We start from the raw sequence: 25,196 nt of genomic DNA on the forward strand, positions 1-25,196 counted from the left end.
TTATTCCCCTTTGGCCCCTGCTGACGCTGCATTGGCCTGGGACGGTTGGGCAGGCTTGACGTTGGTGGCTTCGCTGACCTTGACCTCGACGCCCGGCTTGACGAACTGCAGGCCTTCGGTGATCAGGCGGTCGCCCGGCTTCAGGCCTTCCTCGATCAGCCAGTCGCTGCCAACGGTACGGCTGGCCTTGAGCTGGCGCAGTTCGACCTTGTTGTCCTTGTCCACGATCAACGCGGTGGGCTGGCCCTTGAGGTCACGGGTCACGCCTTGTTGCGGGGCGAGGATCGCGTTGGCGTTCACGCCGGCGGCCAGGCGTGCATGCACGAACATCCCTGGCAGCAGGTTGTGCTCGGGGTTGGGGAACACGGCGCGCAGGGTTACCGAGCCGGTGGTCTGGTCGACCGAGACTTCGGAGAACTCCAGGCGGCCTTCGTGGGTGTAGGTGGTGCCGTCTTCCAGGTTCAGCGAGACCTTGGCGGCGTTGGCGCCGGCCTTCTGCAGTTGACCGCTTTCGAGCTCGCGGCGCAGCTTGAGCAGCTCGGCCGAAGACTGGGTGACGTCGACGTAGATCGGGTCCAGCTGCTGGATCACCGCCATGGCATCGGCCTGGCCGTTGTTGACCAGTGCACCTTCGGTGAACATCGAGCGTCCGATACGGCCGCTCAGTGGCGCCAGCACCTTGGTGTAGCGCAGGTCGATCTGTGCGCTGCGCAGCGAGGCTTCAGCCTGCAAACGTTTGGCTTGTGCGTCGTCGTATTCCTGACGGCTCACGGCCTGCTCGGCCACCAGTTGCTTGTAGCGGTCCGACAGCGAGCGGGTCGATTGCAGGTTGGCCTGGGCGCTGGCCAGGGTCGCCTCGTACACCGACGGGTCGATCTGGTACAGCTGCTGGCCTTCCTTGACCTCGCTGCCTTCCTTGAACAGACGCTTGAGAATGATGCCGTTGACCTGTGGACGCACTTCGGCCACGCGGTAGGCGATGGTGCGCCCCGGCAGGTCGGAAGTCAGGGTATAGGCCTGGGATTGAAGGGTCACGACGCCGACCTGAGGAGCTTGCGCCGCAGGCGCCGCTTCTTCCTTTTTACAGCCGCTGAGCAGTGTTGCCAGGGCGACGGCGGAAACCAGAGCGGAAACAGCTGGCTTGAATTGCATGAAGATCCTCGGGTCGAAAGAGCTGAAGACGCTCAAGAGTAATGGAAACGGGATGAAGGGAAAATTAATTCCGGGTGGATAAGTAGGATGCTAAGGAATATACTTACATTCATGCTTGTTTGTAAATACCCGTGGCGCACCTTGTCGAGGTGACCACAGGCTTGATTAAGACACCCGGTAGAGGGCCCGACAGTGGCCATACCGGCTCAGAACCCGGACGCCCGCAGCGCGCGTCCGGCTCCTTGATGAGGTTGTACTGCCATGGTCCGTCGCACCAAAGAGGAAGCTCAGGAAACCCGCCAACAGATACTCGAGGCCGCCGAAAAAGCTTTCCATGCCCGTGGGGTGGCGCGTACCACCCTGGCGGATATCGCCAAGCTGGCCGGGGTGACCCGGGGTGCCATCTACTGGCACTTTCAGGACAAGGGCGAACTGGTGCAGGCCCTGCTCGACAGCTTGCGTGAGCCGATCGAGGCGCTGGCCCAGGCCGGCGAGAGCGAAGACGAGCCGGATCCGCTGGGCTGCATGCGCAAGTTGCTGATTCAACTGATGCAGCAGATGCTGCACGAGCCGCGTACCCGGCGCATCAATGAGATCCTGCATCATAAGTGTGAATTCACCGATGACATGTGTGAGATCCGTCAGCAGCGCCAGGCCACGACCCGCGACTGCTACGAGCGTATAGCGCTGACGTTGACCAATGCAGTCAGGCGTGGGCAATTGCCTGCGGACATGGACCCGCAGCGTGCCGCTATTGCAATATTCGCTTACATCGACGGCATCATTGGCAGCTGGCTGCTGCTGCCGGACAGTTTCGATATTGCCGGGGATGCCGAGCGGTGGGTGGATACCGGGCTGGATATGCTGCGCTTGAGCCCGTCGCTGCGCAATTGAGCATTTGTGAGCATTTGTGAAGGTTGGCATAGGACGTTTCCCTGTCGTGCCCCGTGCCCGGTCAACAAAAAACACCGGCGCTGCTTGGAACGGTAGTCGGTGACCGGGTAGTCTGCCCCCAAGGACCATCAACTTTTCATAGAGCCCTGGCATGAGTGCGCACATCCCGACCCTCAAAGGTGCCGAGCAGCCGCTCAAGGCAATCGCCCTGATGTGCATGGCGGTGCTGTTGTTCGCCAGCCACGATGCCCTGTCCAAATACCTTTCCGGCTTCTATGCCATCGTCATGGTGGTGTGGGCACGCTATGTGGTGCACACCCTGCTGATGCTGGTGGTGTTCGTGCCGCGCAGCGGCTTCTCGGCGGTGGTGCGTACACGCCGCCCCGGCCTGCAACTGGCCAGGGCGCTGTGCCTGATCGGCACCAGCCTGTTCTTCACCACCGGCCTGCGTTACATCCCCCTGGCCGAAGCCACCGCCGTGAACTTCCTCGCGCCCCTGCTGGTAACCGCATTGTCGGTACCGCTGCTGGGTGAGCGGGTCAGCCGCGCCCAGTGGCTGGCGGTGCTGGCCGGGTTTGTCGGCGTGCTGATCGTGGTGCGCCCGGGCGGGGCGCTGTTCACCCCCGCAATCCTGCTACCGTTGTGTTCGGCCTTCTGCTTCGGCTGCTACCAGTTGCTCACGCGCAAGCTCAGCGGCATCGACAGCCCGACCACCAGCAACTTTCTCACCGGCATCTTCAACAGCCTGATCATGACCGCGCTGGTGCCATTCTTCTGGAGCATGCCGACCCTGGGGCATGGCCTGTTCATGATCGGCCTGGGCACCTGCGGGATGCTCGGGCACATGCTGCTGACCCAGGCCTTCCGGCATGCCGCGCCGGCCATGCTGGCGCCCTTCAGCTACGGGCAGATCCTGTTCGCCGGCCTGTACGGCTACCTCATTTTCAATCACACCCCGGACGCCTACGGCGTGGTCGGCATTGCGGTCATTTGCCTGAGCGGCCTGGCGGTGGCCTGGGCGCAGCGGCGCAACTGACTACTGCCGGCCGCGCAGCTCGCGGTTGGGCAATGCCAGCGCCGCCGACAATCCCAGCAGGGAGACGGCGGCGCTACCCAGCAACAGGTTGCGAAAGGTCTGCAGCAACTGCGCCTGCACCGCCGCACTGGCCTGGCCGTCCTTGAGGCTGCCGATCAACGCCTCGCCGGCCAGGCTGAAGCCGCTGCCGTGCAGCAGGCTGAGCAGCAGTGCCGACATGCAGGCCACGCCCATCGCCCCGCCCAGCGAGCGGAACAGGTTGGTGGTGCTGGTCGCCACGCCGATGTCCCGCGGCTCCACTGCGCTCTGGGTTGCCACCAGCGAGGTGGGGAACTGCAGGCCCGAGGCGATCCCGGTCAGCAGCATGAACGCGCCACTGAGCAGCACGCCGTCGATCGGGCTCAGGGCCATGCCGATGATCGCCACCGGCATCAACAGTGCACCGCCCAGAATCTGCGGCTTGTAGCGCCCGGTCAGGCTGGTCAGGCGGCCGCCGCAATAGGCGCCGATCGGCAGGCCCATGGCCAGGGGCAGCAGGTGCAGGGCGGCGCTGTCGGCGCCCGCCCCGGTGATGCTCTGAAAGCGCAGCGGCATCAGCATGGTCAGCGAGATGGCCTGGAAACTGGTGAAGAAGATCGTGCACCAGCACAGCACCGCCACCCGGTTGCCGAACAGCTGCAACGGCAGCAGTGGCTCGACGGCGCGGCGTTCGTGCAGCACGAATACGCCCAGCCCGAACAGGGCTGCCAGCAGCAGGCCGGCAACCGGGCCGGACCCGATGGGCTGGCCCTGGCCGATCAGGGTGATGCCCAGCAGCAGGGCCGTCAGGCCCAAGATCAACAGCACCGCGCCGGGGTAGTCCACCTGCGCCTTGCGTTGCGGCGTGGCCAGCCCGCGCAGGGTACGCTCGGTGACCCACCAGGCGGTCAGCCCCAGCGGCAGGTTCAGCCAGAACACCCAGCGCCACGACAGGTACTCGGTCAGCAGCCCGCCCAGCACCGGGCCGGCGACGCTGGCCAGGGCATACATGCTGCTGAAATAACCCTGGTAGCGACCGCGCTCGCGGGGCGGCACGAAGTCGCCGATGATCGCCTGGCTGACCGACACCATGCCGCCCGCGCCGATGCCCTGCAGCACCCGCGCCAGCACCAACTGCTCCATGTTCTGTGCCAGCGCGCAGAACAGCGAGGCCAGGGTGAAAAGCCCGGTACCGGTCAGGATCATGCGCCGCCGGCCGTACAGGTCGCCGAGCTTGCCGTAGATCGGCACCGCCACGGTCATGGCCACCATGTAACCGGAAATCACCCAGGCCAGCAGGGTCACGTCGTTGAATTGCGCGGAGATCGCCGGCATCGAGACCGCGACGATGGTCTGGTCCAGCGCGCCGAGGAAGATCGCCAGCATCAGCGCGACGAGCACGCTGCGCAGGGCGGGTTGCGGAGTGTTCAATTGCGTCACGAGGTAGCTCTGGGCAAGTGGGACCGGGTGCTGCCCAGTGTACTCGATAGCCTGCTAAGCGTCTTCGATGGGCTCGTAGGGCAGGCCCACGTAGTTTTCTGCCAGGGTCCTGCGCCCGGCCTCGGAGCCCACGAAGTAGTCCAGCTCGGTGTGCTGGATACGCTGGCTGAAGGCGTCGCTGTCGGGGAAGCGGTGCAGCATCGAGGTCATCCACCACGAAAAGCGTTCGGCCTTCCAGATGCGCCGCAGGCAGATCGCCGAGTAGCGTTCCAGCAGGTCGGTGCGGCCTTCGGCGTAGACCTTGCGCAGGATGTTGTACAGCGTGCTGACGTCGCTGGCGGCCAGGTTCAGGCCCTTGGCCCCGGTGGGCGGCACGATGTGCGCGGCGTCGCCGACCAGGAACAGGCGCCCGTACTGCATCGGCTCCACCACGAAGCTGCGCAGCGGGGCGATGCTTTTCTCGATCGACGGGCCGGTGACCAGGCGCTCGGCCAACTCGTCGGGCAGGCGCGACTTGAGTTCCTCCCAGAAGCGCTCATCCGACCAGTCCTCGACCTTCTCTTCGGCCGGCACCTGCACGTAATAGCGGGTGCGGGTGGGCGAGCGCATGCTGCACAGGGCGAAGCCGCGTTCGTGGCGCGCGTACACCAGCTCGTCGCTGACCGGCGGGGTGTCGGCCAGGATGCCCAGCCAGCCGAACGGGTAGACCCGCTCGAACACCTGCAGCGCCTCGCTTGGAATCGACTGGCGTGCCACCCCGTGATAACCGTCGCAGCCGGCAATGTAGTCGCAGTCCAGGCGATGCTGCTGGCCGTCCTTTTCATAGGTGACGTAGGGCTGCCCAGTCTTCATGTCGTGCGGGCGCACGTTCTCGGCGTGGTAGACCGTGGTCGCACCGCTGTCGGCGCGCGCGGCCATCAGGTCGCGGGTGACTTCGGTCTGGCCGTAGATCATCACGCCCTGGCCGCCGGTCAGGCCCTTGAGGTCGATGTGCTCGCGGCGCCCGTCGAAGGCCAGCTCGAAGCCTGCATGGGGCAGCCCTTCGGCGTCCATGCGCTGACCGACCCCGGCTTCGCGCAGCAGCTCGACCATGCCCTGTTCGAGCACGCCGGCGCGGATACGCCCCAGTACATAGTCGGGGCCCTGGCGTTCGAGGATGACGTTGGAGATGCCGGCGTTGTGCAGCAACTGGCCGAGCAGCAGGCCGGACGGGCCCGCACCGATGATCGCGACTTGGGTTTTCATGGTTGTTGGACTTTTTATGATTGGAGTACCTGCATTTTTCGCTTGCCGGCTGGCCTTCTGAAGGGACAAACCGAGCACAAAGCGGTACTTTTCGCTAATGGGTGCGTTTATCGGACAGTGGTCGGGAAGCGAGGGTGTGATGAGCAGGGTGTCGATTCCGGTATTCAAGCTGTACGGCGAGACGCTGGGCTGGCCGACGCCCGACCTGCTGCACAGCGAGTCGATCCCGGCGCGCAGCCGCCTGCACCAGTGGGAGATCGAGCCGCACCGGCATGCCGACCTGTGGCAGCTGCTGTTTCTGTACAGGGGCCAGGCCGAGATCGAGCTGGAGGGGCAGGTGTGTCGCCTGGAGCAGGCGGCGATCCAGGTGGTGCCGGCGCTGTGCGTGCACGGCTTTCGCTTTTCCGAAGACGTCGACGGTTATGTGGTGACCCTGGCGGCGCCGCTGGTGGAGGTGCTGCAGCGGCAACTGACGGGCGTGCCAGCCGCCCTGCAGCGCGGCGCCAGTTACCTGGCCGGTGCCGACGCCGATTACCTCAACAGCCTGTTCAGCACCCTGCAGGCCGAGTACCAGCAGGACCTGCCCGGGCGCGAGTTGCAGCTGCATTCGCTGATCAACCTGATGGTGGTGTGGATCAGCCGCCAACAGTTGCGCCGCAGTGCCGGTGCCCAGGTGCCGGAACGTGGGCGCGAGTATCTGCAGCGTTTCAACGGGCTGGTGGAGCAGCAGTTTCGCCAGCAGCCGAGCGTGGAGCAGCTGGCGCATCAGGTGGGGGTGTCGGTGGCAACGCTCAATACCTTGTGCCGGGCATTGGCCGGGCAGTCGGCGCTGCAGATCGTGCACCAGCGCATCGTGCTGGAAGCCAAGCGCGACCTGATCTACACCAGCCTCACGATCAACCAGTTGGCTGACAGCCTGGGATTTGCCGACCCGGCATACTTCTCGCGCTTCTTCCGGCGCATGACCGGCCTTTCGCCCCGCGACTTTCGTCGTCGTGAACCTTCGCTGGCTACCTGACCACGCTCAGTGTGCCGGCATGGGGCAGGCAGTGGGCGGAGCTGCAGCTGGACGCCGCATAGGGTTGCTGGCGCAGCAGCTCGACCCGATACGCCGCTGCCCCGTACACCCCGAGCACGGCAGTGATGGCCAACAGGGCAGCGCACTTTCTGGATTTCAGGGTCATGGCACCAACCTCCTGTATCCCGCACACAGATGCTTCTACAAGCATAGGCCAGCATTGCGCCAGGTGCCTGCCGGTCAGTCCAGGCCGTGGTCCCAGTGGGGCGGGTCGGTGAAGCGTGCCGCCAGAAAGTCGAGCATGCTGCGCAGGGTTGCGGGCATGTGCTTGCGCGAGGTGTACACCGCGTTCAGGCCCAGTTCGCGGGGCCTGGCCTCGGGCAGCAGGCGTACCAGCGTGCCGCTGCGCAGGGCTTGCCACACCAGGTAGGTGGGCAGCATGGCGATACCGGTGCCGGCCAGGGTGGCGCGCTCCAGGGTCAGGGCCTCGTTGGCGCTGATATTGCCTTGCACCGGCACCGACACCTGTTCGCCGTCGACCTCGAAATGCCAGAGGCTGTGGCCGAAGTACGAATGGGTCAGGCAGTTGTGCTGGCTCAGGTCCTGCACCTGGCGCGGTACGGGGTGCTCGCGCAGGTAGGCTGGCGAGGCGCACACCACCGAGCGGCACACACTCAGGCGGCGGGCGATGAGGTTTGGGTCCAGGTCGTTGCTGACGCGGATGGCCAGGTCGATGCGTTCGTCCACCAGGTTGACCGTGCGGTCGAGCATCTGCAGGTCGACCTTCACCAGCGGGTAGCGCTTGACGTAGTCCGCTACCGCTTCCACCAGTTGCGCATGCCCGAACGAGGTACTGACGCTGATGCGCAGTTCACCCCGCGGCGCGTCATCCGGGGCGCCCACTGCAGCGTGCAGGTCGCCCACCAGTTCCAGCATCTGCCGGCAGCGCGGCAGGGTTTCCAGGCCGGCGGCAGTCAGGCTCAGCTTGCGCGTGGTGCGCTGCATCAGGCGCGCGCCCACCCAGTCTTCAAGTTCGGCCAGGTAACGCGAAACCACAGGGCGCGACAGGTCCAGGTGGTCGGCGGCGGCCGACTGGCTGCCCAGGTCGACTACGCTGACGAACACCTTCATTGCGGTGAGACGGTCCATGATCTGCCCGATTTCAGAAACAAACTATGTTGGAGCATCGCATTTTTTGTGATGGTTTGTGCAACTAAGCTGTGCCTCATCGATGACTTGAACAGGTATTGCTTGATGGCTGCTTTCTTTTCCCTGCGTCGCCTGCTGCTGGCGTGTGCCGCTTTCGGTGCGATCACCCAGGCCGTTGCCGGCGACGCACCGCTGAAACTGGACGTGTACAACCCCGGCAGCGAGGCGCTGTTTCCGGTCAGCTCGGTGATCGTCAGTGGCCAGCACGAGGCGATTCTGGTGGATGCACAGTTCGGCAAGGGCCAGGCCGAGCAGGTGCTGAAGAAGCTTCGCGATAGCGGCAAGCAACTCACCACCATCTACATCAGCCATGGCGACCCGGACTATTACTTCGGCCTCGACACCCTGACCCGTGCCTACCCCAAGGCCAAGGTGCTGGCGTCGCAGGCGACGGTCGCGCACATCAAGCAGACCATGGCTGCCAAGCTTGCCTACTGGGGCCCGCAGATGGGGGCCGACAAGCCCGCCCGGCTCGTCGTGCCTGACGTGCTGCCCGGCAACGTGCTCACCCTTGAAGGGCAGCGTCTTGAAGTGATCGGCCTGGACGGCCCGCAGCCCGACCGCAGCTTTGTATGGGTCCCGTCGATCAAGGCGGTGGTCGGCGGGGTAGTGGTGGCCGAGAACCTGCACGTGTGGATGGCCGACACACAGTCGGCGCAGTCGCACAAGGACTGGCTCGCGACCCTGGCGCGCATCGAGCAGCTGGCGCCGCAGACGGTGGTACCGGGGCATTACCTGGGGCAGAGCAAGGGGTCGCTCGAGGCGGTGCGCTTCACCGCCGATTACATCCGCGCCTTCGATGCCGAAACCGCCAGGGCGGCCAACTCGGCCGAGCTGATCGCTGCAATGAAAAAACGTTACCCCGGCCTGGGCGAGGAGAGCTCGCTGGAGCTCGGCGCCAAGGTCGCCAAGGGCGAAATGAAGTGGTAAGTGTCGTTCAATCCTGATCGGAGGTTTCCATGAGCAAGATCGCAATCATCGGTGCTACCGGACGTGCCGGCAGCCAGTTGCTGGAAGAGGCCCTGCGCCGTGGCCACAGCGTCACCGCCATAGCCCGTGACCCGTCGCGCCTGCAGGGGCGCGAAGGGGTGAGCACGGTAGCCCTGGACGTGACCCGGGGCGAGGGGCTGGAGCAGGCCGTTGCCGGGCATGACGTGGTGCTCAGCGCCGCGCACTTTGCCACGGTGCCGGCGCAGGCGATCATCGGGCCGGTCAAAAAGGCCGGGGTCAAGCGCCTGCTGGTGGTGGGCGGGGCGGGCAGCCTGCTGCTGCCGTCAGGGGAGCGCGTGATCGACGCGCCGGACTTCCCCGAGGCCTACAAGGCCGAGGCGAGCGCAGGTGGCGATTTTCTGCAGGCCTTGCGTCAGGAGCAGCAACTGGACTGGACCTTCCTGTCGCCGTCGGCGGAGTTCGTCGAAGGCGAGCGCACCGGTAGCTACAGGGTGGGCAAGGATCACCTGCTGGTCGACGCGAAGGGCAGGAGCTGGATCACCTTTGCCGACTATGCGATTGCGTTGCTCGATGAGGTAGAGAAGCCAGCGCATTCGCGTCAGCGCTTTACTGTGGGGTACTAGGGGCTGTATGAAAAGTCTTGAGACGAAGGTCAGGCAAGGCGAAAACAGCCGAGGAAGCGGAGTTTACGGGTTGTAAATGAGCATTCCGAGGCTGTTTTCAACGCAGCATCACCGAGTATCAAGGCTTTTCGTACAGAGCCTAGAAAGCATTCGCCGGCAAGGCCGGCTCCTACAGGTATAGGAGCCGGCCTTGCCGGCGAATGCATCAACGCGGTGCCCCTGCCTGCCCGCCCAACCACTCCAGCAAGGCCATCAACCCCGGCGCCGCCGCCTGCGCGGGCCGCACCAGGTAATAGCCCTTGCCGGTCTTGACCCGCAGGTCGAACGGCATCACCAGCCGTCCGCTGGCCAGGTCATCGCCGATCAACGCCCAATCCCCTATCGCCACCCCGGTGCCCTGGGACGCCATCGACATGGCCATGTCCAACGTTTCGAAATGCTGGCGCCGGCCTTGCCTGGGCAGTTGCACGCCGGCTGCGCCAAGCCAGGTCGCCCAGTCCTTCTCGTCCCGCGCCGGGTGCAGCAGCATGTGCTGCTGCAGATCATCCAGCGTGCACAACGGCAACTGCGGCGCGCACACCGGTGTCAGTTGTTCATCGAACAGCTTCAGTACCTGCAGGGCCGGATCAGGCTCGGCGCCATACACCACCGCCGCATCGAACGCTTCCCGGCGAAAATCCACCCCGTGCTGCACCGTGGTGGTCAGCTCCACCGGTACTTCGGGGTGCAGCGCCTGCCATTCCATCAGGCGCGGCAGCAACCAGCGCATCACGCAGGTCGGCGCCTTCAGTTGCAGGGTGGTGCGCTGCGCGCCCACCTGCTGCACGCCTTCCTCGATCAGCCCGAATACCTGCTGCACCCGCGGCAGCCAGTCCTGGCCCTCGCGGGTCAGGCTCAGGCCGCGTGCCTGGCGCACGAACAGCGCGTAGCCCAGGTGTGCTTCCAGGCCGGCGATCTGGCGGCTCACCGCGCCCTGGGTCAGGTGCAGTTGCTGCGCCGCACGGGTGAAGTTGCAGCATTGCGCAGTGATCAGGAAGGTGTGCAGGGCAGGCAAGGGAGGCAGGCGTTTCATCGGGGTAAGCCATGATCTGTAGACATAGCTAGTATGAGGATTTTTGCATTGTGCTGGTAGCGCCTGGCGGGTCCAATCAGACCTTGTTCCAGAATGATTCCAGGCAGACCACCATGGCGACTTGCGGCGAAGTATTGGTAAAACTCCTCGAAAACTATGGCGTCGACCATGTTTTCGGCATTCCCGGCGTGCACACGGTCGAGCTGTACCGCGGCCTTGCCGGCTCGACCATCCGTCATATCACCCCGCGCCACGAGCAAGGCGCAGGCTTCATGGCTGACGGCTTTGCCCGTACCCGTGGCAAGCCTGGGGTGTGCTTCATCATCACCGGCCCGGGCATGACCAACATCACCACCGCCATGGGCCAGGCCTATGCCGACTCGATCCCGATGCTGGTGATCTCCAGCGTGCAGTCGCGCAATGCCCTGGGCGGCGGTCGCGGCAAGCTGCACGAGCTGCCCAACCAGGGCGCGCTGGTCAGCGGTGTGGCGGCGTTCTCGCACACACTGATGAGCGCCGATGACCTGCCGGCCGTGCTGGCCCGCGCCTTTGCGGTATTCGAGGGCGCGCGCCCGCGCCCGGTGCATATCGAGATCCCGCTGGACGTGCTGGTCGAAGACGCCGATCACCTGCTTGGCTGCGAGCCGGTACACATCGCCCGCGCCGGTGCCGCGCCAGGGCCGGTGGCGAGCATGGCGGCGCTGCTGGCCGCTGCCCGCCGCCCGTTGATCCTGGCCGGTGGCGGTGCCATCGACGCAGGCCCCGCACTCGCCCGGTTGGCCGAGCACCTGCAGGCGCCCGTTGCACTCACCATCAATGCCAAGGGCGTGCTGGCCTCCGGGCACCCGCTGCTGATCGGCTCCACCCAGTCGCTGGTGGCGACCCGTGCACTGGTGCGCGAGGCCGACGTGGTGCTGGCGATCGGCACCGAGCTGGCCGAAACCGACTATGACGTCACCTTCAAGGGCGGCTTCGAGATCCCCGGCGCCCTGCTGCGCATCGACATCGACCCGGACCAGTGCGTGCGCAACTGCCCGCCCAGGGTGGCACTGGTAGCCGATGCAGAGCAGGCGGCGCAGGCCCTGTTGCTGGCCCTGGCCGAGCAGCCGGCGCCACCGCGCGAAGGCGAGTGGGGCGCGGCGCGGGCAGCGCGCCTGCGCGATACCCTGGCCAGCGAATGGGATGCGGCCACGCGGGCGCAGACGCTGTTCCTCGACAGCGTGCTGCAGACGTTGCCCGATGCCGTGCTGGTCGGTGATTCGACCCAGCCGGTGTACACCGGCAACCTGACCCTGGACCTCGACCAGCCGCGCCGCTGGTTCAACGCCTCGACCGGCTACGGCACCCTCGGCTACGCCTTGCCGGCGGCCATGGGCGCGTGGCTGGGCAGTGCGGAGCAGGCGGATCGACGCTTGCCTGCGGTGTGCCTGATCGGCGACGGCGGCTTGCAGTTCACCCTGCCGGAGCTGGCCAGTGCGGTGGAGGCTCAGGTGCCGCTGATCGTGTTGCTGTGGAACAACCAGGGGTACGAGGAGATCAAGAAGTACATGCTCAACCGCGCCATCGAACCGGTGGGCGTGGATATCCACACCCCCGATTTCATTGGCGTGGCCAAGGCCCTCGGTTGCGCCGCCGAAGCGGCGAGCGGGGTGGCGCAACTGCGCGAGGCGTTGTTGCGTGCCCGCCAACGCAGTGGCCCGAGCCTGATCGAGGTCGACCAGGCAGCGTGGATGCAGGCGGTGCAACCATGCTGAACCTGCCCGGTATCTACATCGAGGGCGCGTGGCATCACGGCGCGCAGCCGCTCACGGTCATCAATCCGAGCACCGGGCAGTCCCTGGCCGAGGTGGCCGGGGGCGATGGCGATGCAGTGGCCTGTGCCGCCACGGCGGCGCAGGCCGCTTTTGCCGGCTGGTCGCGCACCACCGGGGCGCACCGTGGCGAGCTGCTGCACAGGATCGCGCGGGGTGTGGAGGCCCGCCGCGAGCGGCTGATCGATCTGCAATCGCGCAACAACGGCAAGCCCCTGGCCGAGTCGGCGATGGACGTCGACGATGTGGTGGCGACGTTCGAGTACTACGCGGGCCTGGCGCAGGCGCTTGACAGGCAGCAGGACCAGCCGCTGGCCTTGCCCAGCGAGGATTTCAGCGCCCGCCTGCGTCGCGAGCCGTGCGGTGTGGTCGGCCTGATCGTGCCGTGGAACTTCCCGATGGTGACCACCGCCTGGAAGCTGGCCCCGGCGTTGGCGGCAGGGTGCTGCGTGGTGCTCAAGCCGTCGGAGGTCACGCCCCTGGCCGAGCTGGAACTGGCCCGGATCATCGCCGAATGCGGCCTGCCGGATGGGGTGTTCAATCTGGTGTGCGGCACCGGGCTGGCGGTGGGGGCGCCGCTGACGAGCGACCCGCGTATCGCCAAGGTGTCGTTCACCGGCAGCAATGCGGTCGGCGTGCAGGTGATGCAGCGCGCGGCCGAGACGGTCAAGGGGGTGAGCCTGGAGCTGGGCGGCAAGTCGTCATTGCTGGTGCTGGAGTCGGCCGAGCTGGAGCTTGCGCTCGAGCTGGCCTGCGCCGGCGGCTTCTTCAATGCCGGGCAGATGTGCTCGGCCACCAGCCGCGTGCTGGTGGCCGATGCGCTGTACGACGCCTTTGTCGACGGGGTGAAGGCACGGGCTGCGGCGATCCGGGTGGGTGACCCATTTGCCGGCGACAGCGACATGGGGCCGCTGGTCAACCAGGCCCAGTACCAGCGCGTGCTGGGGCACATCGAGCGTGGCGTGCACAGCGGCGCGCGCTTGCTGTGCGGTGGCAAGCCGCTCGAACACGCTGCTGGGTACTTCATCGAGCCCACGGTGTTTGCCGAGGTACCGCTGGACAGTGCGCTGTGGCGCGAGGAAATCTTCGGCCCGGTGCTGTGCGTGCGTCGGGTGGCCAGCGAAGCCGAAGCGGTGGCGTTGGCCAACGACAGCGAGTTCGGGCTGGTGGCCAGCGTGGTAGGTGCAGACCCGGCGGCCGCCGAACGGGTGGCCGACCAACTGCAGGCCGGGCTGGTGTGGATCAACGCACCGCAGGTGATCTTCCCGCAGGCAGCGTGGGGTGGCTACAAGCAGAGCAGCCTGGGGCGCGAGCTGGGGCCCTGGGGGCTGGCGGCTTTTCAGGAGGTCAAGCATGTGGTGAGGGCGGTGTAGCGTTCTTCGCCGGCAAGGCCGGATCCTACAGGCGACCGCGTACTGCCTGTAGGAGCCGGCCTTGCCGGCGAAAGCGATCTAGAGCGCGCTACGCAACCTTGCCATGTCCCGCAGCGGTGGCGCGCCATACAGCCGGCTGTACTCGCGGCTGAACTGCGACGGGCTCTCATAGCCCACCCGATACCCCGCCACCGACGCCTCCAACCCATCGTTGAGCATCAGCCGCCGCGCTTCCTGCAAGCGCAGTTGCTTCTGATACTGCAACGGGCTCATCGAGGTCACCGCCTTGAACCGGTGGTGCAGGGTCGAGGCACTCAGGTTTACCTCCCGTGCCAGGTCGTCGATGCGCAGCGGGCGCTGAAAATGATCATTGAGCCACTGGATGGCCTGGCACACGCGGTGGGTCTGGGTGTTGGCCATGGCGATCTCGTACAGCCGCGCACCCTGCTGCCCACGCAGCAGCCGATAGAGAATCTCGCGACGGATCAGCGGCGCCAGCACGGCAATGTCCTTGGGCGTATCCAGCAGGCGGATCAGACGCAGCAATGCATCGAGCATCTGGGTGTCCAGGCGTTCGATGAACACCCCCCGCGACGACGGCTGCGACGGCACGCCCATCGGCCCGGCCTCGGCGATCAGGCTGTTGATCTCGGCCGGGTCGATGTCCAGGCGAATGCCCAGGCTGGGGTTCTGCGGGCTGGCCTCCAGCAGTGCACCGCTGATCGGCATCGCCACCGACACCACCATGTAGTGCAGCGGGTCGTACACATAGGTCTCGTCGCCCAGGCAGATCTCCTTGCGGCCCTGGGCCAGGATGCACAGCGCCGGCTGCGCCAGGGTCGGCATCGAGCGGGTGCTCTGCTCGTAGCGGCTCAGGTGCAGGTCGGCGATGGCCGAAGGCACCGTGCCGCTGGGGCAGTGGCGAACGACCAGCCCGGCCAGTTCCTGGCGCAGAAGCTCCAGGGCCGGGTCCAGCAACGGTGGGGTGGGGTCTGGGGCTGACATGTGCGGGTTCCTCTGCCGATGGGCGCAGCATAGGTTCGCGCACGCCGGGGCGCTAGCCGAATGCTGCGCGGTTCTTGCCTGATCCTGCGACGGGTGCAGAATCAGGCAAGCCGTCGACAGGAATCGCCTAACGCCGCGCGTGGCCTGGGCCGTAGCCTTGGCAGCCTGGGTTTTCTTCCCTGGCCGCTTCAAGGAGCACCGCACATGACGTCATCACAACCGGTCAGCCATCTTTCCTTCGTGCGCGCCAGCGTCGGCCGTTCGGCCGAGCTGGGCGTGCGCCTGCAGCAACTGCTCGAACCGTCGCGGCAAACCCCGGGGTGTCTGCATTTCAGCGTGCAGCGTTCCACCTGCGATGCCGACCTGTGGTTGCTCAACGGAGTGTGGGCCGATACTTCGGCGCTGCACGACTACTTTGCCTCGCCCAGCCTGCAGCTGTTTGGTGAACTGGTGCAGGCGCGGGTGGTGCACAGCCTCGACCTGCAGACGTTCACCGAGCAGCCGGCGAGTTAGAATGGCGCCTTTCCGGCAACCGATGTGGATGTGAGAGGCAATGGCACGTAAAGAATTCGACGTATTCGAGGCTGTTTCGGCGGTGGTGCCGGGCGAGGGTGGCTACAGCGCCGCGATCGCGGTCAAGGCCCTGGGCGCTGGCGGCGCACCGCGTTTTCACAAGGTGCTGCCAGGGCAGGTATTCAAGACCGCACTGGAGGCCGATGACGCTGCAGTGGTCGAACTGCAGCGCCTGAACGGCGTCAGTGACGACGCCGAACTGATCTGGTGATCAGGCCTGCGGGCGGGCCATCTTGAACAGGTTGCCCAGCTCGAAGTAATCCGCCGGGCCGCCGCCGCGCAGAATCGGCTCGGCGGCCGCGGTGTCGTAGATCCCTTCCTTGAGCAGGTGCTCGGCAATGTGCACCGCTACCACTTCGCCCAGAATCAGCCAGCTTGGCACCAGCGCCTGGTCGGCACGTTGCAGTTGCACGATCTGGGTCACCTTGCATTCGAACGACACCGGGCTTTCCTGCACCCGGGGTACCGCAATCACCCTGGAGGCTGCCGGGGTCAGCTGGCTCAGGGCGAACTCGTCGACCTCTGGCGCCACGGCGGCGCAGCTCTGGTTCATGGCCTCGGCCAGCGGGCGTGTGGCCAGGTTCCAGGCGAACTCGCCGGTCTGTTCGATGTTGTTCAGGCTGTCTTTACGCCCGACGCTGCAGAACCCGATGATCGGCGGAATGTAGTTGAAGGCGTTGAAAAAACTGTAGGGCGCAAGGTTCAGGCGGCCGTCGCGGGCCTGGGAGGAGATCCAGCCGATCGGGCGCGGGCCGACGATGGCGTTGAACGGGTCGTGGGGCAGGCCGTGGCCTTTTGCGGGTTCGTAGTAGTACATCATCGGGCCTTGTGGGCGGAGGGTGCGCCTAGTGTGCCAACAGTTGCCGGCCCTGAAAATGACTAAGCCCGGCCGAAGCCGGGCTGTGGCGCTGCATCGGCTGTCAGCTGATGCGGTGGGCCTGGGTGCGGTCGAAGCTATCTTCGACGAAGCGATGCGCGTTGGTGTGATCGAAACCGTCTTCTGCCACGGTGGCGGGCTGAGCGTGTTCCACGGCGAAGTTGTGCGCGTTGGTGCGGTCGAAGCCGTCTTCGGCGAAAGCGTTGGCGGCCAGGACAGAGAAGGTGAGGGCCAGCATCAGTTTGGTTTTCATGGGGGTTGCTCCGGTGGTGAGGGGTTGTCTGTTGCTATGGGTTTGATTTTACGCCCGTTAATTTGATTAAAAAGCGCAAAATATTGCCTATATGAATCTATTAAATCGATACATCAGAAAGAGGTTGGCCTCTGCTGGCAAGCCAGTGCCCACAGTGTTTTGCGAGCGCCGAAGCATTCTGTGGGAGCTGGCTTGACAGCGAAGAGGACGACTCGGTTCTGAGTGAACCCAGCATCGCGCACCCGCATTAATGCCGAATTAAGCCCACAAAAAAGGGGCCTCCATCGCTGGAGGCCCCTTGTCTACTGCAGCAAACCGATCAGTCGGTCTCGATCCGAGAGTTGTTGCGGGTGTCCTTCATGAACACGTACACCAGCAGCGAGACGGCAATGCACGCCGTGACGTACCAGTAGTAGCCGGTCTCCATATTGATGCTCTTGAACCACAGTGCCACGTACTCGGCCGTGCCACCGAAGATCGACACGGTCAGCGCATACGGCAGGCCCACGCCCAGCGCACGGATCTCGGTGGGGAACAGCTCTGCCTTGACCACCGCGTTGATCGAGGTGTAGCCGCTGACGATGATCAGTGCTGCCATGATCAGGAAGAACGCACCCCACCAGGTCTCGATGGTGTGCAGCGTGGTCAGGATTGGCACGGTGAAAAGGGTGCCCAACACACCGAAGGCGATCAGGATCGGGCGACGGCCGATCTTGTCCGACAGGCCGCCGATCACCGGCTGCAGGCACATGAACAGGAACAGGGTGGCCGCCGAGATCATGGTCGAGTCACTGATGCTCATGCCCACCGTGTTCACCAGGTACTTCTGCATGTAGGTGGTGTAGGTGTAGAACGCCAGGGTGCCGCCCATGGTCAGGCCGACCACGGTCGCCAGTTCCTTGGGGTGGCGCAGCAGGGTGCGCATCGAGCTTTCCTTGGCCTTTTCCTTCTTGGTGAACGAGGCCGTCTCTTCCATGCCGCGACGCAGGTACAACGCCACCACCGCGCACAGCGCGCCGATCACGAAGGGTACGCGCCAGCCCCACGAGTACAGCTGCTCGGTGGTCAGGGTCTGCTGCAGGATGATCAGCACCGCCAGCGCGATGAGCTGGCCGGAGATCAGCGTGACGTACTGGAAGCTGGAGAAGAAACCGCGACGCTCCTTGGTTGCCATCTCGCTGAGGTAGGTGGCCGAGGTGCCGTATTCACCCCCCACCGACAGGCCCTGCATCAGGCGTGCGATCACCAGCAGCACCGGCGCGGCGACGCCGATGGTTTCGTAGCTGGGTGTCAGGGCGATGACCAGGGAGCCGGCGCACATCAGTAGTACCGAGGCCATCAGCGCGGCCTTGCGGCCCTTGCGGTCGGCATAGATACCCATCAGCCAGCCACCGATCGGGCGCATCAGGAAGCCCACGGCGAAGATCGCGGCGGTGTTGAGCAGTTGGGTGGTGGTGTTGCCGGCCGGGAAGAAGGCCTTGGCGAAGTACAGCGAGAACGCCGCGTAGACGTACCAGTCGTACCATTCGACCATGTTGCCGATGGAGCCGGAGAAAATCGACTTGAGGCGGCTGGAGGTGGTTTTTTCAGCGGGTGCGGCCGCTGCCCCAGCAGGCAGAGAGGTGGAGTTATCCATTGAAGCAACCTTCTAGTTGTTTTTGTGGTGCGCGTGTAAACGCGGCCTGACAGAGCCATAGCAGGACCCGTGCCAGCCAGTGAAGGCCCGGTTTAGAAGGGTTTGGCAGGTTGAATGAGCGGAAATCCGCTCATTGGCGGCGCAGCGATAGGCAAGAATCCGCCTATGAGCCGGGGCGTTCGAGGAAGTCTTCGCGCACCAGTGCGTGGCGTTGCATCTTCTCGTTCAGGGTGCGTCGGGGCAGTTGCAGCTCCTCGAGCACCGCCTTGATGTCGCCCTGATGACGGCTGAGGGCGGCGCGCAGGCACTGGGCCTCGAAGGCTTCCTGCTGGGCAGCCAGCGATTGCCCGGTATGCGCCACTGCCGCCGATTGCGCATCGTCCAGCCCCAGGGCGTGGCGCTCGGCGGCGTTGGCCAGTTCGCGCACGTTGCCCGGCCAGTCGTGGCTGAGTAGCCGGCCCAGTTGTGCGCCACTGGGGTCGGCGGCGCTGCGGCCCAGGCGCTCGGCGGCGGCGCGGGCAAAATGGGCAAACAGCAGGGGGATGTCTTCGCGCCGCTCGCGCAACGGCGCCAGGCGCAGTTCGGCCACGTTCAGACGGTACGCCAGGTCTTCGCGAAAGCGCCCGGCGCGGGCTTCGAGCAGCAGGTCGGGCTTGGTGGCGGCAATGATGCGCAGGTCCACGCTGATGCTCTGGTTGGCGCCCAGGCGCTCGAGCTTGTGCTCCTGGATCACCCGCAGCAGCTTGGCCTGCTGGGCCAGCGGCATGCTCTCGATCTCGTCGAGGAACAGCGTGCCACCGTTGGCATATTCGAGCTTGCCGATGCGCTTGCCCTGGGCGCCGGTGAAGGCGCCGCTCTCGTGTCCGAACAGCTCGGCCTCGAACAATTGCTCAGGGATCGCCGCACAGTTGAGCGCCACGAACGGCTTGTCGGCCCGCGGGCCGAAATCATGCAGGCACCGCGCGACGCGCTCCTTGCCGCTACCGGTTTCGCCGCGTATCAGCACATTGACCGGCAGCCCGGCCAGGTCCAGCACCTGGCGACGCAGTTGCTGCAGGCCAGGCGACATGCCCAGCAGGGTGTTTTCCAGGCGCACCTTGAGGTCGGCCTGTTCATGCAGTCGGCGGTTCTCCAGCACCAGCTGGCGTTTCTCCAGGGCGCGGCGCAGGCTGCCGAGCAGGCTGTCGGGGCTGAAGGGCTTTTCCAGAAAATCGTAGGCGCCATTGCGCATGGCTTCGACCGCCATCGGCACGTCGCCATGCCCGGTAAGCAGAATCACCGGCAGGTCGGCATCACGCCCCTGCAGTTGCTCCAGCAGTTGCAGGCCGCCCATGCCGGGCATGCGCACATCGCTCAGGATCACCCCGGGAAAATGCTCGGGCAGCTGTGCCAGACACGCCTCGGCACGTTCGAACAGCTGCACCTCGAAGCCGGCCAGGCTCAGCCACTGCTGCACCGCGGTACGGATGCTGGCCTCGTCGTCGACGACAATCACCGCATTCAGCATGCAGGCTCCGGGTCGCAGGGCAGGGTCAGGCTGAAACGCGCACCGCCGGGCTGGTTGTCGACCTGCAGGCGTCCGCCGGCTTCATGGATGATGCCGTAGGAAATCGCCAGCCCAAGGCCCAGCCCTTCGCCCACCGGCTTGGTGGTGAAGAATGGGTCGAACACGCAGCCCAGGTGCTCCTGCTTGATGCCGCCGCCGCTGTCGAGCACGCTCAGGTGCCAGTGGTCATGCTGCTTTTCGATACGGATCTCCAGGTGTTTCCAGGTTTTGTCGGCCATGGCGTCCAGGGCGTTGCGCAACAGGTTGATCAGCACCTGTTCCAGGCGGATGGCGTCGCCGCGTACCCAGGCCGGACGCGCCAGGTACAGCGCGGTGCTGACGCCCTCGGCGCGGATGCGCGGGTCGAGCAACTGTAGCGCCTGGTCGACCACGGTGGCCAGGTCCAGACGTTCGCGCAGGCCGCTGGGGCTGTTGCGGGCAAAGGTTTTCAGGTGTCCGGTAAGGGCCGCCATGCGCGTGAGCATCTGGTCCAGCGGCTGCAGGGCCTGGCGTGCTTCGTCCAGGCGCTCGCTGTCGAGCAGCAGGCGCAGGGTGGCCAGTTGCATGCGCTGGGTGGTCAGCGGCTGGTTGAGCTCGTGGGCCAGCGCGGCGGACATCTGCCCCAGCGCCGCCAGCTTGGTCGACTGCACCAGGCCCTCCTGAGCCATGCGCAGTTCATGGGTGCGTTCCTCCACCAGGCGCTTGAGCTCGTCGCGGCTGCGCTGGCGCAGGCGGGCCAGGCGCAGGCGCTGGCTGATGAACAGCACCGCGAACACCAGGGTCAGCCAGACGGCGGCGGCCGTCAGCCCGGCGTTGCGCTCGTCATCCCCGGTGCGCGGTGTGCGCAGCAGGTGCAGGGTCCAGCCCTCGGCTTCCAGCGGCAGGCTTTCCCACAGGTAGTCGGTGTCGCCTTCGGGGCGCTGAACGCGCACCAGGTGGCTGTTGTCGTCAAAGCGGGTCAGCACCTGGCGCTGCAGGGGCAAGAGCGACTTCTTGTCGTACTGGCGGGTGGCGTCCAGCTCATTGAAATCGGCCGCCGATAGCGGGTTCAGCTCGCGGTAGCGCCAGCCATCCTGGTTGGCCAGGAAGATGATCCCTCGGGCGTCGCTGACCAGCAGCACGTCGCTGCCCTGGCGCCATTCGCGCTCAAGCTCGGGAAACTCCAGCTTGACCACCATGGCCCCGAGAAACCGCCCCTGGTCGCCCAGCACCGCGCTGGACAGAAAGTAGCCGGGAATGCCGCTGGTCACCCCCACTGCATAGAAGCGCCCGCTGCCCTGGGTGCGGGTCTGCTTGAAGTACGGTCGAAAGCCGTAGTTCTGCCCCACGTAGGTGGTAGGCAGGCGCCAGTTGCTGGCCGCCACGGCCAGGCCGGTGTGGTCGAGCAGTTCGAGGGTGGACGACCTGGCGGCGCCGTTGATGCGTTCGAGCTTGCGGTTCAACGCGTCCTGGGTCGCTTCGCCCACCGGGCCACCGAGGGCTGCGATGAGTTCGGAGTCCAGCGCCAGCACAGCGGGCAGGGCGCGGTAGCGTTCGATCAGGGTGTGCAGCGAGTTGGCGTACAGCGCCAGTTGCTGGCTGGCCCGCTGGGTATCGTCGAGCATGGCCTGACGCTTGGCCTGATTCATCGCCCAGCCAGCGGCCAGCAGGGTGCCGGCGGTGATCAGCAGCAGAATCAGGCCCAGTCGCACGGCGCGGTAAGTGAACGGCATGGCAAGCAGTACCCTGGCAGGGGGGAAGGCTGCCAGGCACTTCCCCGTGAACGTCACAGCGACTTACAGCAGCTCGAAGCGTTGCTGTTGCACGGTTTCGGAGTCCAGGCCGACCTGGACGTTGAACTCGCCAGGTTCGGCAACCCACTGCAACTGGCTGTTGTAGAACTTCAGGTCGTCCGGCTGCACGGTGAAGTGCAGGGTGCGCTCCTCGCCGGCCTTGAGCATGAGCTTCTGGAAGTTCTTCAGTTCCTTGACCGGGCGGCTCATCGAGGCGGCCACATCCTGCAGGTACAGTTGCACCACGGTTTCGCCGTCACGCTGGCCGGTGTTCTTCACGCGCACGCTGACCTCCAGGCTCTGGCCCTGTTTCAGTGTGGTGCTCGACAGGCTCGGCGCCGACACACTGAAGGTGCTGTAGCTCAGGCCGTAGCCGAAGGGGTACAGCGGGCCGTTGGGCTCCTCGAAGTACTGCGAGGTGTAGTTGCCGGGCTTGCCGGGGGTGAACGGGCGGCCGATGCGCAGGTGGTTGTAGTACATCGGGATCTGCCCCACCGAGCGCGGGAAGGTGATGGCCAGCTTGCCCGAGGGGTTGTAGTCGCCCAGCAGCACGTCGGCGATGGCGTTGCCGCCCTCGGTGCCGCTGAACCAGGTTTCCAGGATGGCGTCGGCCTGCTCGCGCTCCCACGCCAGCGACAGCGGGCGACCGTTCATCAGCACCAGCACCAGCGGTTTGCCGGTGGCCTTGAGGGCCTTGATCAGCTCGCGCTGCACCGCCGGGATCTCCAGGGTGGTGCGGCTGGACGATTCGTGGGACATGCCCCGCGATTCGCCGACCACGGCCACCACCACGTCCGACTGCCTGGCGGCCTTGACCGCTTCGTCGATCAGCACGGCAGCCGGGCGCGGGTCATCGACGATTTCCGGGGCGTCGAAGTTGAGGAAGTTGAGGTAGTCGAGCACGGCCTTGTCGCCGGTCACGTTCGAGCCTTTGGCGTAGAGCACCCTGGCCTTGTCGCCCAGGGCACGGCGCAGGCCCTCGCGCACGGTCACCGACTGGTGCGGGCGACCGGCGGCGGCCCAGCTGCCCATCATGTCGATCGGGGCATCGGCCAGCGGGCCGACCAGGGCGATGGTGCCGGACTTTTTCAGCGGCAGGGTCTGCTGGCGGTTCTCCAGCAGCACCAGGCTGCGACGCGCCACGTCCCGTGCGATGTCGCGGTGCAGGCGGCTGTCGGCATAGGTGTCGGCCGGGTCGTCCTTGGCCTGGCCGATGCGCCGGTACGGGTCGGCGAACAGGCCCATGTCGTACTTGGCGCCGAGAATCTCGCGCACCGCGTTGTCCAGCTCGGCCGGGCTGACCGCGCCGGACTTGAGCAGCCCCGGCAGTTCCTGGCCATACAGCGTGTCGTTCATGCTCATGTCGATGCCGGCCTTGATCGCCAGCTGCGCCGCCTGCTTGCCATCGGCGGCCACGCCGTGGCGCACCAGCTCGGTGATCGCCCCATGGTCGCTGACGGTCACGCCCTTGAAGCCCCAGTCGCGGCGCAGCAGGTCGTTCATCAGCCAGGTGTTGGAGGTGGCGGGCACACCGTTGATCGAGTTCAGCGCCACCATCACGCCGCCGGCACCGGCATCGATGGCGGCGCGGTAGGGCGGCAGGTACTCGTTGTACATGCGCGTGGGGCTCATATCGACCGTGTTGTAGTCGCGCCCGCCTTCCACCGCGCCGTACAGGGCAAAGTGCTTGACGCTGGCCATGATGCTGTCGGCGTTGGCCGGGCTGCGGCCCTGGAACGATTCGACCATCACCCTGGAGATACGCGACACCAGGTAGGTGTCTTCGCCAAAGCCTTCGCTGGTACGGCCCCAGCGCGGGTCGCGGGCAATGTCGACCATGGGCGCGAAGGTCATGTCGATGCCGTCGGCGGCCGCTTCCAGGGCCGAGGTACGGCCGACCTGGGCGATGGCCTGCATGTCCCAGCTGGCGGCCAGGCCCAGGCTGATCGGGAAGATGGTGCGGTGGCCGTGGATCACGTCATAGGCGAAGAACATCGGGATCTTCAGGCGCCCGCGCATGGCGGCGTCCTGCATGGGCCGGTTCTCGTCACGGGTGATCGAGTTGAAGGTACCGCCGATGCGCCCGGCGGCGATTTCCTCGCGGATTTTCTCGCGCGGCATTTCCGGGCCGATGCTGATCAGGCGCAACTGGCCGATCTTTTCCTCGACGCTCATCTGCTTGAGCAGGTTGGCGATGAACGCCTGTTTGTCTTGCAATGGCGCGGCGGCAGGCGAGTCAGCGAAGGCCGACTGGCTGGCCAGGCTGACGAGCAGGCCCAGCAAACACAGCTTGTTCATGAATTCTGTTCTCAAGGCTGCGGCAGTCGTCACGGTGCAGACTGGCAAGCCGAAGTTGGGGAAGCGGCTATTGTTGTAGTTTGCTGGGGCATCTTTTAGCCGATTGGGCCATCACGATCCAGCGGCGGCGTCGGATTATGCCTCAAGTCCGGCGCATTTCGAGCACTCACGGAGCGTAGCGACAATGCAGGTATCGAACAGAGCACGGTTGTGGCTGGTGCTGGCACTGGCCAGCCTGCTGGCCGGTTGCGGCATCAACAACATTCCCCAATACGACGAACAGGTCAAGGCGGCCTGGGCCCAGGTGCAGAACCAGTACCAGCGCCGTGCCGACCTGATTCCCAACCTGGTCGAAACGGTCAAAGGCTACGCCAGGCAGGAGCAGGCCACCTTGACCGCGGTCATCGAAGCGCGGGCCAAGGCCACCTCGATCAAGGTCGATGCCAGCACCCTGGACGATCCTGAAAAACTGCGCCAGTTCCAGGCCGCACAGGCCCAGCTGGGCGGTGCGCTGGGGCGCCTGATGGTGGTCTCGGAGCGTTACCCGGACCTGAAGTCGAACCAGAACTTCCTGGCCCTGCAGTCCCAGCTCGAGGGTACGGAAAACCGTATCGCGGTGGCGCGCAAGGACTTCATCGCCGCCGTGCAGCGCTACAACACCGAGATCCGTACCTTCCCCGGGCGCCTGTGGCACAGCGTGATGTACAGCGACATGCCGCTGCGCGAGAACTTCGAGGCCACCAGCGCCGATGCCGGCAAAGCGCCTGAAGTGAAATTCTGATGCGTGTGCTCAAGGCGGCGCTGCTGCTGGTGCTGCTGGCGGCGAGCGGCTGGCTGTGGGCCGCGCCCCAGTTCCCGGCGCTCAGTGCACGGGTGGTGGACCAGGCCGAGCTGCTCGACGGCGCCACCCGCAGCCAGCTTGAGCAGATGCTCAAGGCCCACGAGCAGGCCACCGGCGAGCAGGTCGTGGTGGTGACCCTGGCCAGCCTGCAGGGGCAGGCCATCGAGGACTATGGCTACCAGCTGGGGCGCCACTGGGGCATCGGCCAGCAAGGCAAGGACAACGGTGCGCTGTTGATCGTCGCCCCCCAGGAGCGCAAGCTGCGCATCGAAGTCGGCTATGGCCTGGAGGGCCGCCTGACCGATGCCCAGGCCTCGGTCATCATCAACAGCGTGATCACCCCGGCGTTTCGCCGTGGCGACTTCAGCCAGGGCATCGTGCTTGGCACGGCGGCCATCCTTCAGGTGCTGGGCGGCGCACCGCTGGACGAGCCGGCGCGACCTCTGGCAGACGAGGCGCAGCAGCAAGGTGCGCCGGTCTGGGCGGTGGGCCTGTTCATCCTGATGATCATCATCGTGTTCGCCCTGCAGGGCCTTGGCGGGGGTGGCCGCGG

Annotated in this window: 23 protein-coding genes and 1 pseudogene; 11 read left to right on the forward strand and 13 right to left on the reverse strand. The window is 65.7% G+C overall.

All coding sequences use genetic code 11. The annotated features are described in order from the left end of the window. Positions 1-1,152 carry an efflux RND transporter periplasmic adaptor subunit gene (locus tag JZZ72_RS18660; protein ID WP_054914799.1) on the reverse strand — a complete coding sequence of 384 codons (1,152 nt, stop codon included), beginning with the start codon at positions 1,150-1,152 and terminating at the stop codon, positions 1-3. A 261-nt stretch (positions 1,153-1,413) separates the two neighbouring features. Here JZZ72_RS18660 and JZZ72_RS18665 point away from each other — a divergent pair, with 261 nt between their 5' ends. After that, positions 1,414-2,046 (forward strand): TetR family transcriptional regulator, encoded by a 633-nt coding sequence (locus JZZ72_RS18665; RefSeq protein WP_043860768.1) that lies wholly within the window; start codon positions 1,414-1,416, stop codon positions 2,044-2,046. Positions 2,047-2,197: 151 nt separating this feature from the next. After that, positions 2,198-3,082: a DMT family transporter gene (locus tag JZZ72_RS18670; protein WP_210014881.1), complete on the forward strand. Its 885-nt coding sequence runs from the start codon at positions 2,198-2,200 to the stop codon at positions 3,080-3,082. Here the strand turns inward: JZZ72_RS18670 and JZZ72_RS18675 are convergent, their stop codons facing one another. Together JZZ72_RS18675 and pobA are read right to left on the reverse strand one after the other, a co-directional pair. Then, positions 3,083-4,486 (reverse strand): MDR family MFS transporter, encoded by a 1,404-nt coding sequence (locus JZZ72_RS18675; protein WP_210014889.1) that lies wholly within the window; start codon positions 4,484-4,486, stop codon positions 3,083-3,085. Between the two features lie 108 nt (positions 4,487-4,594). Continuing rightward, positions 4,595-5,785 carry a 4-hydroxybenzoate 3-monooxygenase gene (pobA, locus tag JZZ72_RS18680; RefSeq protein WP_078479553.1) on the reverse strand — a complete coding sequence of 397 codons (1,191 nt, stop codon included), beginning with the start codon at positions 5,783-5,785 and terminating at the stop codon, positions 4,595-4,597. Between the two features lie 139 nt (positions 5,786-5,924). Here pobA and JZZ72_RS18685 point away from each other — a divergent pair, with 139 nt between their 5' ends. Beyond that, positions 5,925-6,803: a helix-turn-helix domain-containing protein gene (locus tag JZZ72_RS18685; protein ID WP_078479554.1), complete on the forward strand. Its 879-nt coding sequence runs from the start codon at positions 5,925-5,927 to the stop codon at positions 6,801-6,803. Here JZZ72_RS18685 and JZZ72_RS18690 read toward each other — a convergent pair. After that, the gene (locus tag JZZ72_RS18690) at positions 6,796-6,969 is read right to left on the reverse strand and encodes a hypothetical protein (RefSeq protein WP_167400210.1); all 174 of its coding nucleotides are present in this window, start codon (positions 6,967-6,969) and stop codon (positions 6,796-6,798) included. The genes JZZ72_RS18685 and JZZ72_RS18690 overlap by 8 nt on opposite strands. Positions 6,970-7,043: 74 nt before the next feature. Next, the gene (locus JZZ72_RS18695) at positions 7,044-7,952 is read right to left on the reverse strand and encodes a LysR family transcriptional regulator (RefSeq protein WP_104571995.1); all 909 of its coding nucleotides are present in this window, start codon (positions 7,950-7,952) and stop codon (positions 7,044-7,046) included. A gap of 105 nt (positions 7,953-8,057) precedes the next feature. On the opposite strand from JZZ72_RS18695, the gene JZZ72_RS18700 reads away from it, so the two are divergent. Together JZZ72_RS18700 and JZZ72_RS18705 are read left to right on the forward strand one after the other, a co-directional pair. After that, positions 8,058-8,942: an MBL fold metallo-hydrolase gene (locus tag JZZ72_RS18700; RefSeq protein ID WP_104571996.1), complete on the forward strand. Its 885-nt coding sequence runs from the start codon at positions 8,058-8,060 to the stop codon at positions 8,940-8,942. 29 nt (positions 8,943-8,971) lie between these two features. Next, positions 8,972-9,586, forward strand: coding sequence for an NAD(P)-dependent oxidoreductase (locus JZZ72_RS18705; protein WP_043860774.1), 615 nt, complete (start codon positions 8,972-8,974; stop codon positions 9,584-9,586). A gap of 205 nt (positions 9,587-9,791) precedes the next feature. Here the strand turns inward: JZZ72_RS18705 and JZZ72_RS18710 are convergent, their stop codons facing one another. After that, positions 9,792-10,658: a LysR substrate-binding domain-containing protein gene (locus JZZ72_RS18710; RefSeq protein ID WP_210014882.1), complete on the reverse strand. Its 867-nt coding sequence runs from the start codon at positions 10,656-10,658 to the stop codon at positions 9,792-9,794. 113 nt (positions 10,659-10,771) lie between these two features. On the opposite strand from JZZ72_RS18710, the gene JZZ72_RS18715 reads away from it, so the two are divergent. Next, positions 10,772-12,412: a 5-guanidino-2-oxopentanoate decarboxylase gene (locus JZZ72_RS18715; protein WP_210014883.1), complete on the forward strand. Its 1,641-nt coding sequence runs from the start codon at positions 10,772-10,774 to the stop codon at positions 12,410-12,412. After that, a complete protein-coding gene (locus JZZ72_RS18720; RefSeq protein ID WP_210014884.1) occupies positions 12,406-13,842 on the forward strand; it encodes an aldehyde dehydrogenase family protein in 1,437 nt (478 codons plus the stop codon). Before JZZ72_RS18715 ends, JZZ72_RS18720 begins: the two co-directional genes overlap by 7 nt. A 78-nt stretch (positions 13,843-13,920) precedes the next feature. Here the strand turns inward: JZZ72_RS18720 and JZZ72_RS18725 are convergent, their stop codons facing one another. Next, positions 13,921-14,847, reverse strand: coding sequence for an AraC family transcriptional regulator (locus JZZ72_RS18725; RefSeq protein WP_054914792.1), 927 nt, complete (start codon positions 14,845-14,847; stop codon positions 13,921-13,923). A 204-nt stretch (positions 14,848-15,051) separates the two neighbouring features. Between JZZ72_RS18725 and JZZ72_RS18730 the strand changes: the two genes are divergently transcribed. After that, positions 15,052-15,360, forward strand: a complete 309-nt coding sequence (locus tag JZZ72_RS18730) for a putative quinol monooxygenase (RefSeq protein ID WP_058540919.1) — start codon at positions 15,052-15,054, stop codon at positions 15,358-15,360. A 40-nt stretch (positions 15,361-15,400) separates the two neighbouring features. Continuing rightward, positions 15,401-15,631, forward strand: a complete 231-nt coding sequence (locus JZZ72_RS18735; protein WP_054914791.1) for a hypothetical protein — start codon at positions 15,401-15,403, stop codon at positions 15,629-15,631. Here the strand turns inward: JZZ72_RS18735 and JZZ72_RS18740 are convergent, their stop codons facing one another. From JZZ72_RS18740 to bglX, 6 genes and pseudogenes are all read right to left on the reverse strand, one after another. Then, positions 15,632-16,237: a flavin reductase family protein gene (locus JZZ72_RS18740; protein WP_210014885.1), complete on the reverse strand. Its 606-nt coding sequence runs from the start codon at positions 16,235-16,237 to the stop codon at positions 15,632-15,634. It lies immediately after the preceding gene. 106 nt (positions 16,238-16,343) lie between these two features. Next, positions 16,344-16,550: pseudogene (locus JZZ72_RS18745) on the reverse strand (hypothetical protein); the annotation flags it as partial. Between the two features lie 319 nt (positions 16,551-16,869). Continuing rightward, on the reverse strand, positions 16,870-18,186 hold the full coding sequence (locus tag JZZ72_RS18750) for an MFS transporter (protein ID WP_043860783.1): 1,317 nt from the start codon (positions 18,184-18,186) through the stop codon (positions 16,870-16,872). Between the two features lie 163 nt (positions 18,187-18,349). Further along, positions 18,350-19,693, reverse strand: coding sequence for a sigma-54-dependent transcriptional regulator (locus tag JZZ72_RS18755; RefSeq protein WP_078479560.1), 1,344 nt, complete (start codon positions 19,691-19,693; stop codon positions 18,350-18,352). After that, complete coding sequence (locus JZZ72_RS18760; RefSeq protein WP_043860785.1) at positions 19,687-21,444, reverse strand: sensor histidine kinase; 1,758 nt, start codon at positions 21,442-21,444, stop codon at positions 19,687-19,689. The genes JZZ72_RS18755 and JZZ72_RS18760 overlap by 7 nt, the downstream gene beginning before the upstream one ends. 63 nt (positions 21,445-21,507) lie before the next feature. Further along, a complete protein-coding gene (gene bglX / locus JZZ72_RS18765) occupies positions 21,508-23,802 on the reverse strand; it encodes a beta-glucosidase BglX (RefSeq protein WP_088515508.1) in 2,295 nt (764 codons plus the stop codon). Positions 23,803-23,986: 184 nt separating this feature from the next. Between bglX and JZZ72_RS18770 the strand changes: the two genes are divergently transcribed. Both JZZ72_RS18770 and JZZ72_RS18775 read left to right on the forward strand, forming a co-directional pair. Continuing rightward, positions 23,987-24,583, forward strand: coding sequence for a LemA family protein (locus JZZ72_RS18770; protein WP_210014887.1), 597 nt, complete (start codon positions 23,987-23,989; stop codon positions 24,581-24,583). Further along, positions 24,583-25,196 (forward strand): TPM domain-containing protein (locus tag JZZ72_RS18775; RefSeq protein ID WP_210014888.1); only part of this gene is annotated, 614 nt, incomplete at its 3' end. The genes JZZ72_RS18770 and JZZ72_RS18775, both read left to right, overlap by 1 nt.

The sequence above is a fragment of the Pseudomonas palmensis genome (assembly GCF_017848315.1).
Classification (GTDB): Bacteria; Pseudomonadota; Gammaproteobacteria; order Pseudomonadales; family Pseudomonadaceae; genus Aquipseudomonas; species Aquipseudomonas palmensis.

Coding starts and splice junctions, on each gene's coding strand:
- JZZ72_RS18660 (WP_054914799.1), bottom strand. CDS start 1,152: ATGCAATTCAAGCCAGCTGTTTCCGCTCTGGTTTCCGCCGTCGCCCTG.
- JZZ72_RS18665 (WP_043860768.1), top strand. CDS start 1,414: ATGGTCCGTCGCACCAAAGAGGAAGCTCAGGAAACCCGCCAACAGATA.
- JZZ72_RS18670 (WP_210014881.1), top strand. CDS start 2,198: ATGAGTGCGCACATCCCGACCCTCAAAGGTGCCGAGCAGCCGCTCAAG.
- JZZ72_RS18675 (WP_210014889.1), bottom strand. CDS start 4,486: ATGCTGGCGATCTTCCTCGGCGCGCTGGACCAGACCATCGTCGCGGTC.
- pobA (WP_078479553.1), bottom strand. CDS start 5,785: ATGAAAACCCAAGTCGCGATCATCGGTGCGGGCCCGTCCGGCCTGCTG.
- JZZ72_RS18685 (WP_078479554.1), top strand. CDS start 5,925: ATGAGCAGGGTGTCGATTCCGGTATTCAAGCTGTACGGCGAGACGCTG.
- JZZ72_RS18690 (WP_167400210.1), bottom strand. CDS start 6,969: ATGACCCTGAAATCCAGAAAGTGCGCTGCCCTGTTGGCCATCACTGCC.
- JZZ72_RS18695 (WP_104571995.1), bottom strand. CDS start 7,952: ATGGACCGTCTCACCGCAATGAAGGTGTTCGTCAGCGTAGTCGACCTG.
- JZZ72_RS18700 (WP_104571996.1), top strand. CDS start 8,058: ATGGCTGCTTTCTTTTCCCTGCGTCGCCTGCTGCTGGCGTGTGCCGCT.
- JZZ72_RS18705 (WP_043860774.1), top strand. CDS start 8,972: ATGAGCAAGATCGCAATCATCGGTGCTACCGGACGTGCCGGCAGCCAG.
- JZZ72_RS18710 (WP_210014882.1), bottom strand. CDS start 10,658: ATGAAACGCCTGCCTCCCTTGCCTGCCCTGCACACCTTCCTGATCACT.
- JZZ72_RS18715 (WP_210014883.1), top strand. CDS start 10,772: ATGGCGACTTGCGGCGAAGTATTGGTAAAACTCCTCGAAAACTATGGC.
- JZZ72_RS18720 (WP_210014884.1), top strand. CDS start 12,406: ATGCTGAACCTGCCCGGTATCTACATCGAGGGCGCGTGGCATCACGGC.
- JZZ72_RS18725 (WP_054914792.1), bottom strand. CDS start 14,847: ATGTCAGCCCCAGACCCCACCCCACCGTTGCTGGACCCGGCCCTGGAG.
- JZZ72_RS18730 (WP_058540919.1), top strand. CDS start 15,052: ATGACGTCATCACAACCGGTCAGCCATCTTTCCTTCGTGCGCGCCAGC.
- JZZ72_RS18735 (WP_054914791.1), top strand. CDS start 15,401: ATGGCACGTAAAGAATTCGACGTATTCGAGGCTGTTTCGGCGGTGGTG.
- JZZ72_RS18740 (WP_210014885.1), bottom strand. CDS start 16,237: ATGTACTACTACGAACCCGCAAAAGGCCACGGCCTGCCCCACGACCCG.
- JZZ72_RS18750 (WP_043860783.1), bottom strand. CDS start 18,186: ATGGATAACTCCACCTCTCTGCCTGCTGGGGCAGCGGCCGCACCCGCT.
- JZZ72_RS18755 (WP_078479560.1), bottom strand. CDS start 19,693: ATGCTGAATGCGGTGATTGTCGTCGACGACGAGGCCAGCATCCGTACC.
- JZZ72_RS18760 (WP_043860785.1), bottom strand. CDS start 21,444: ATGCCGTTCACTTACCGCGCCGTGCGACTGGGCCTGATTCTGCTGCTG.
- bglX (WP_088515508.1), bottom strand. CDS start 23,802: ATGAACAAGCTGTGTTTGCTGGGCCTGCTCGTCAGCCTGGCCAGCCAG.
- JZZ72_RS18770 (WP_210014887.1), top strand. CDS start 23,987: ATGCAGGTATCGAACAGAGCACGGTTGTGGCTGGTGCTGGCACTGGCC.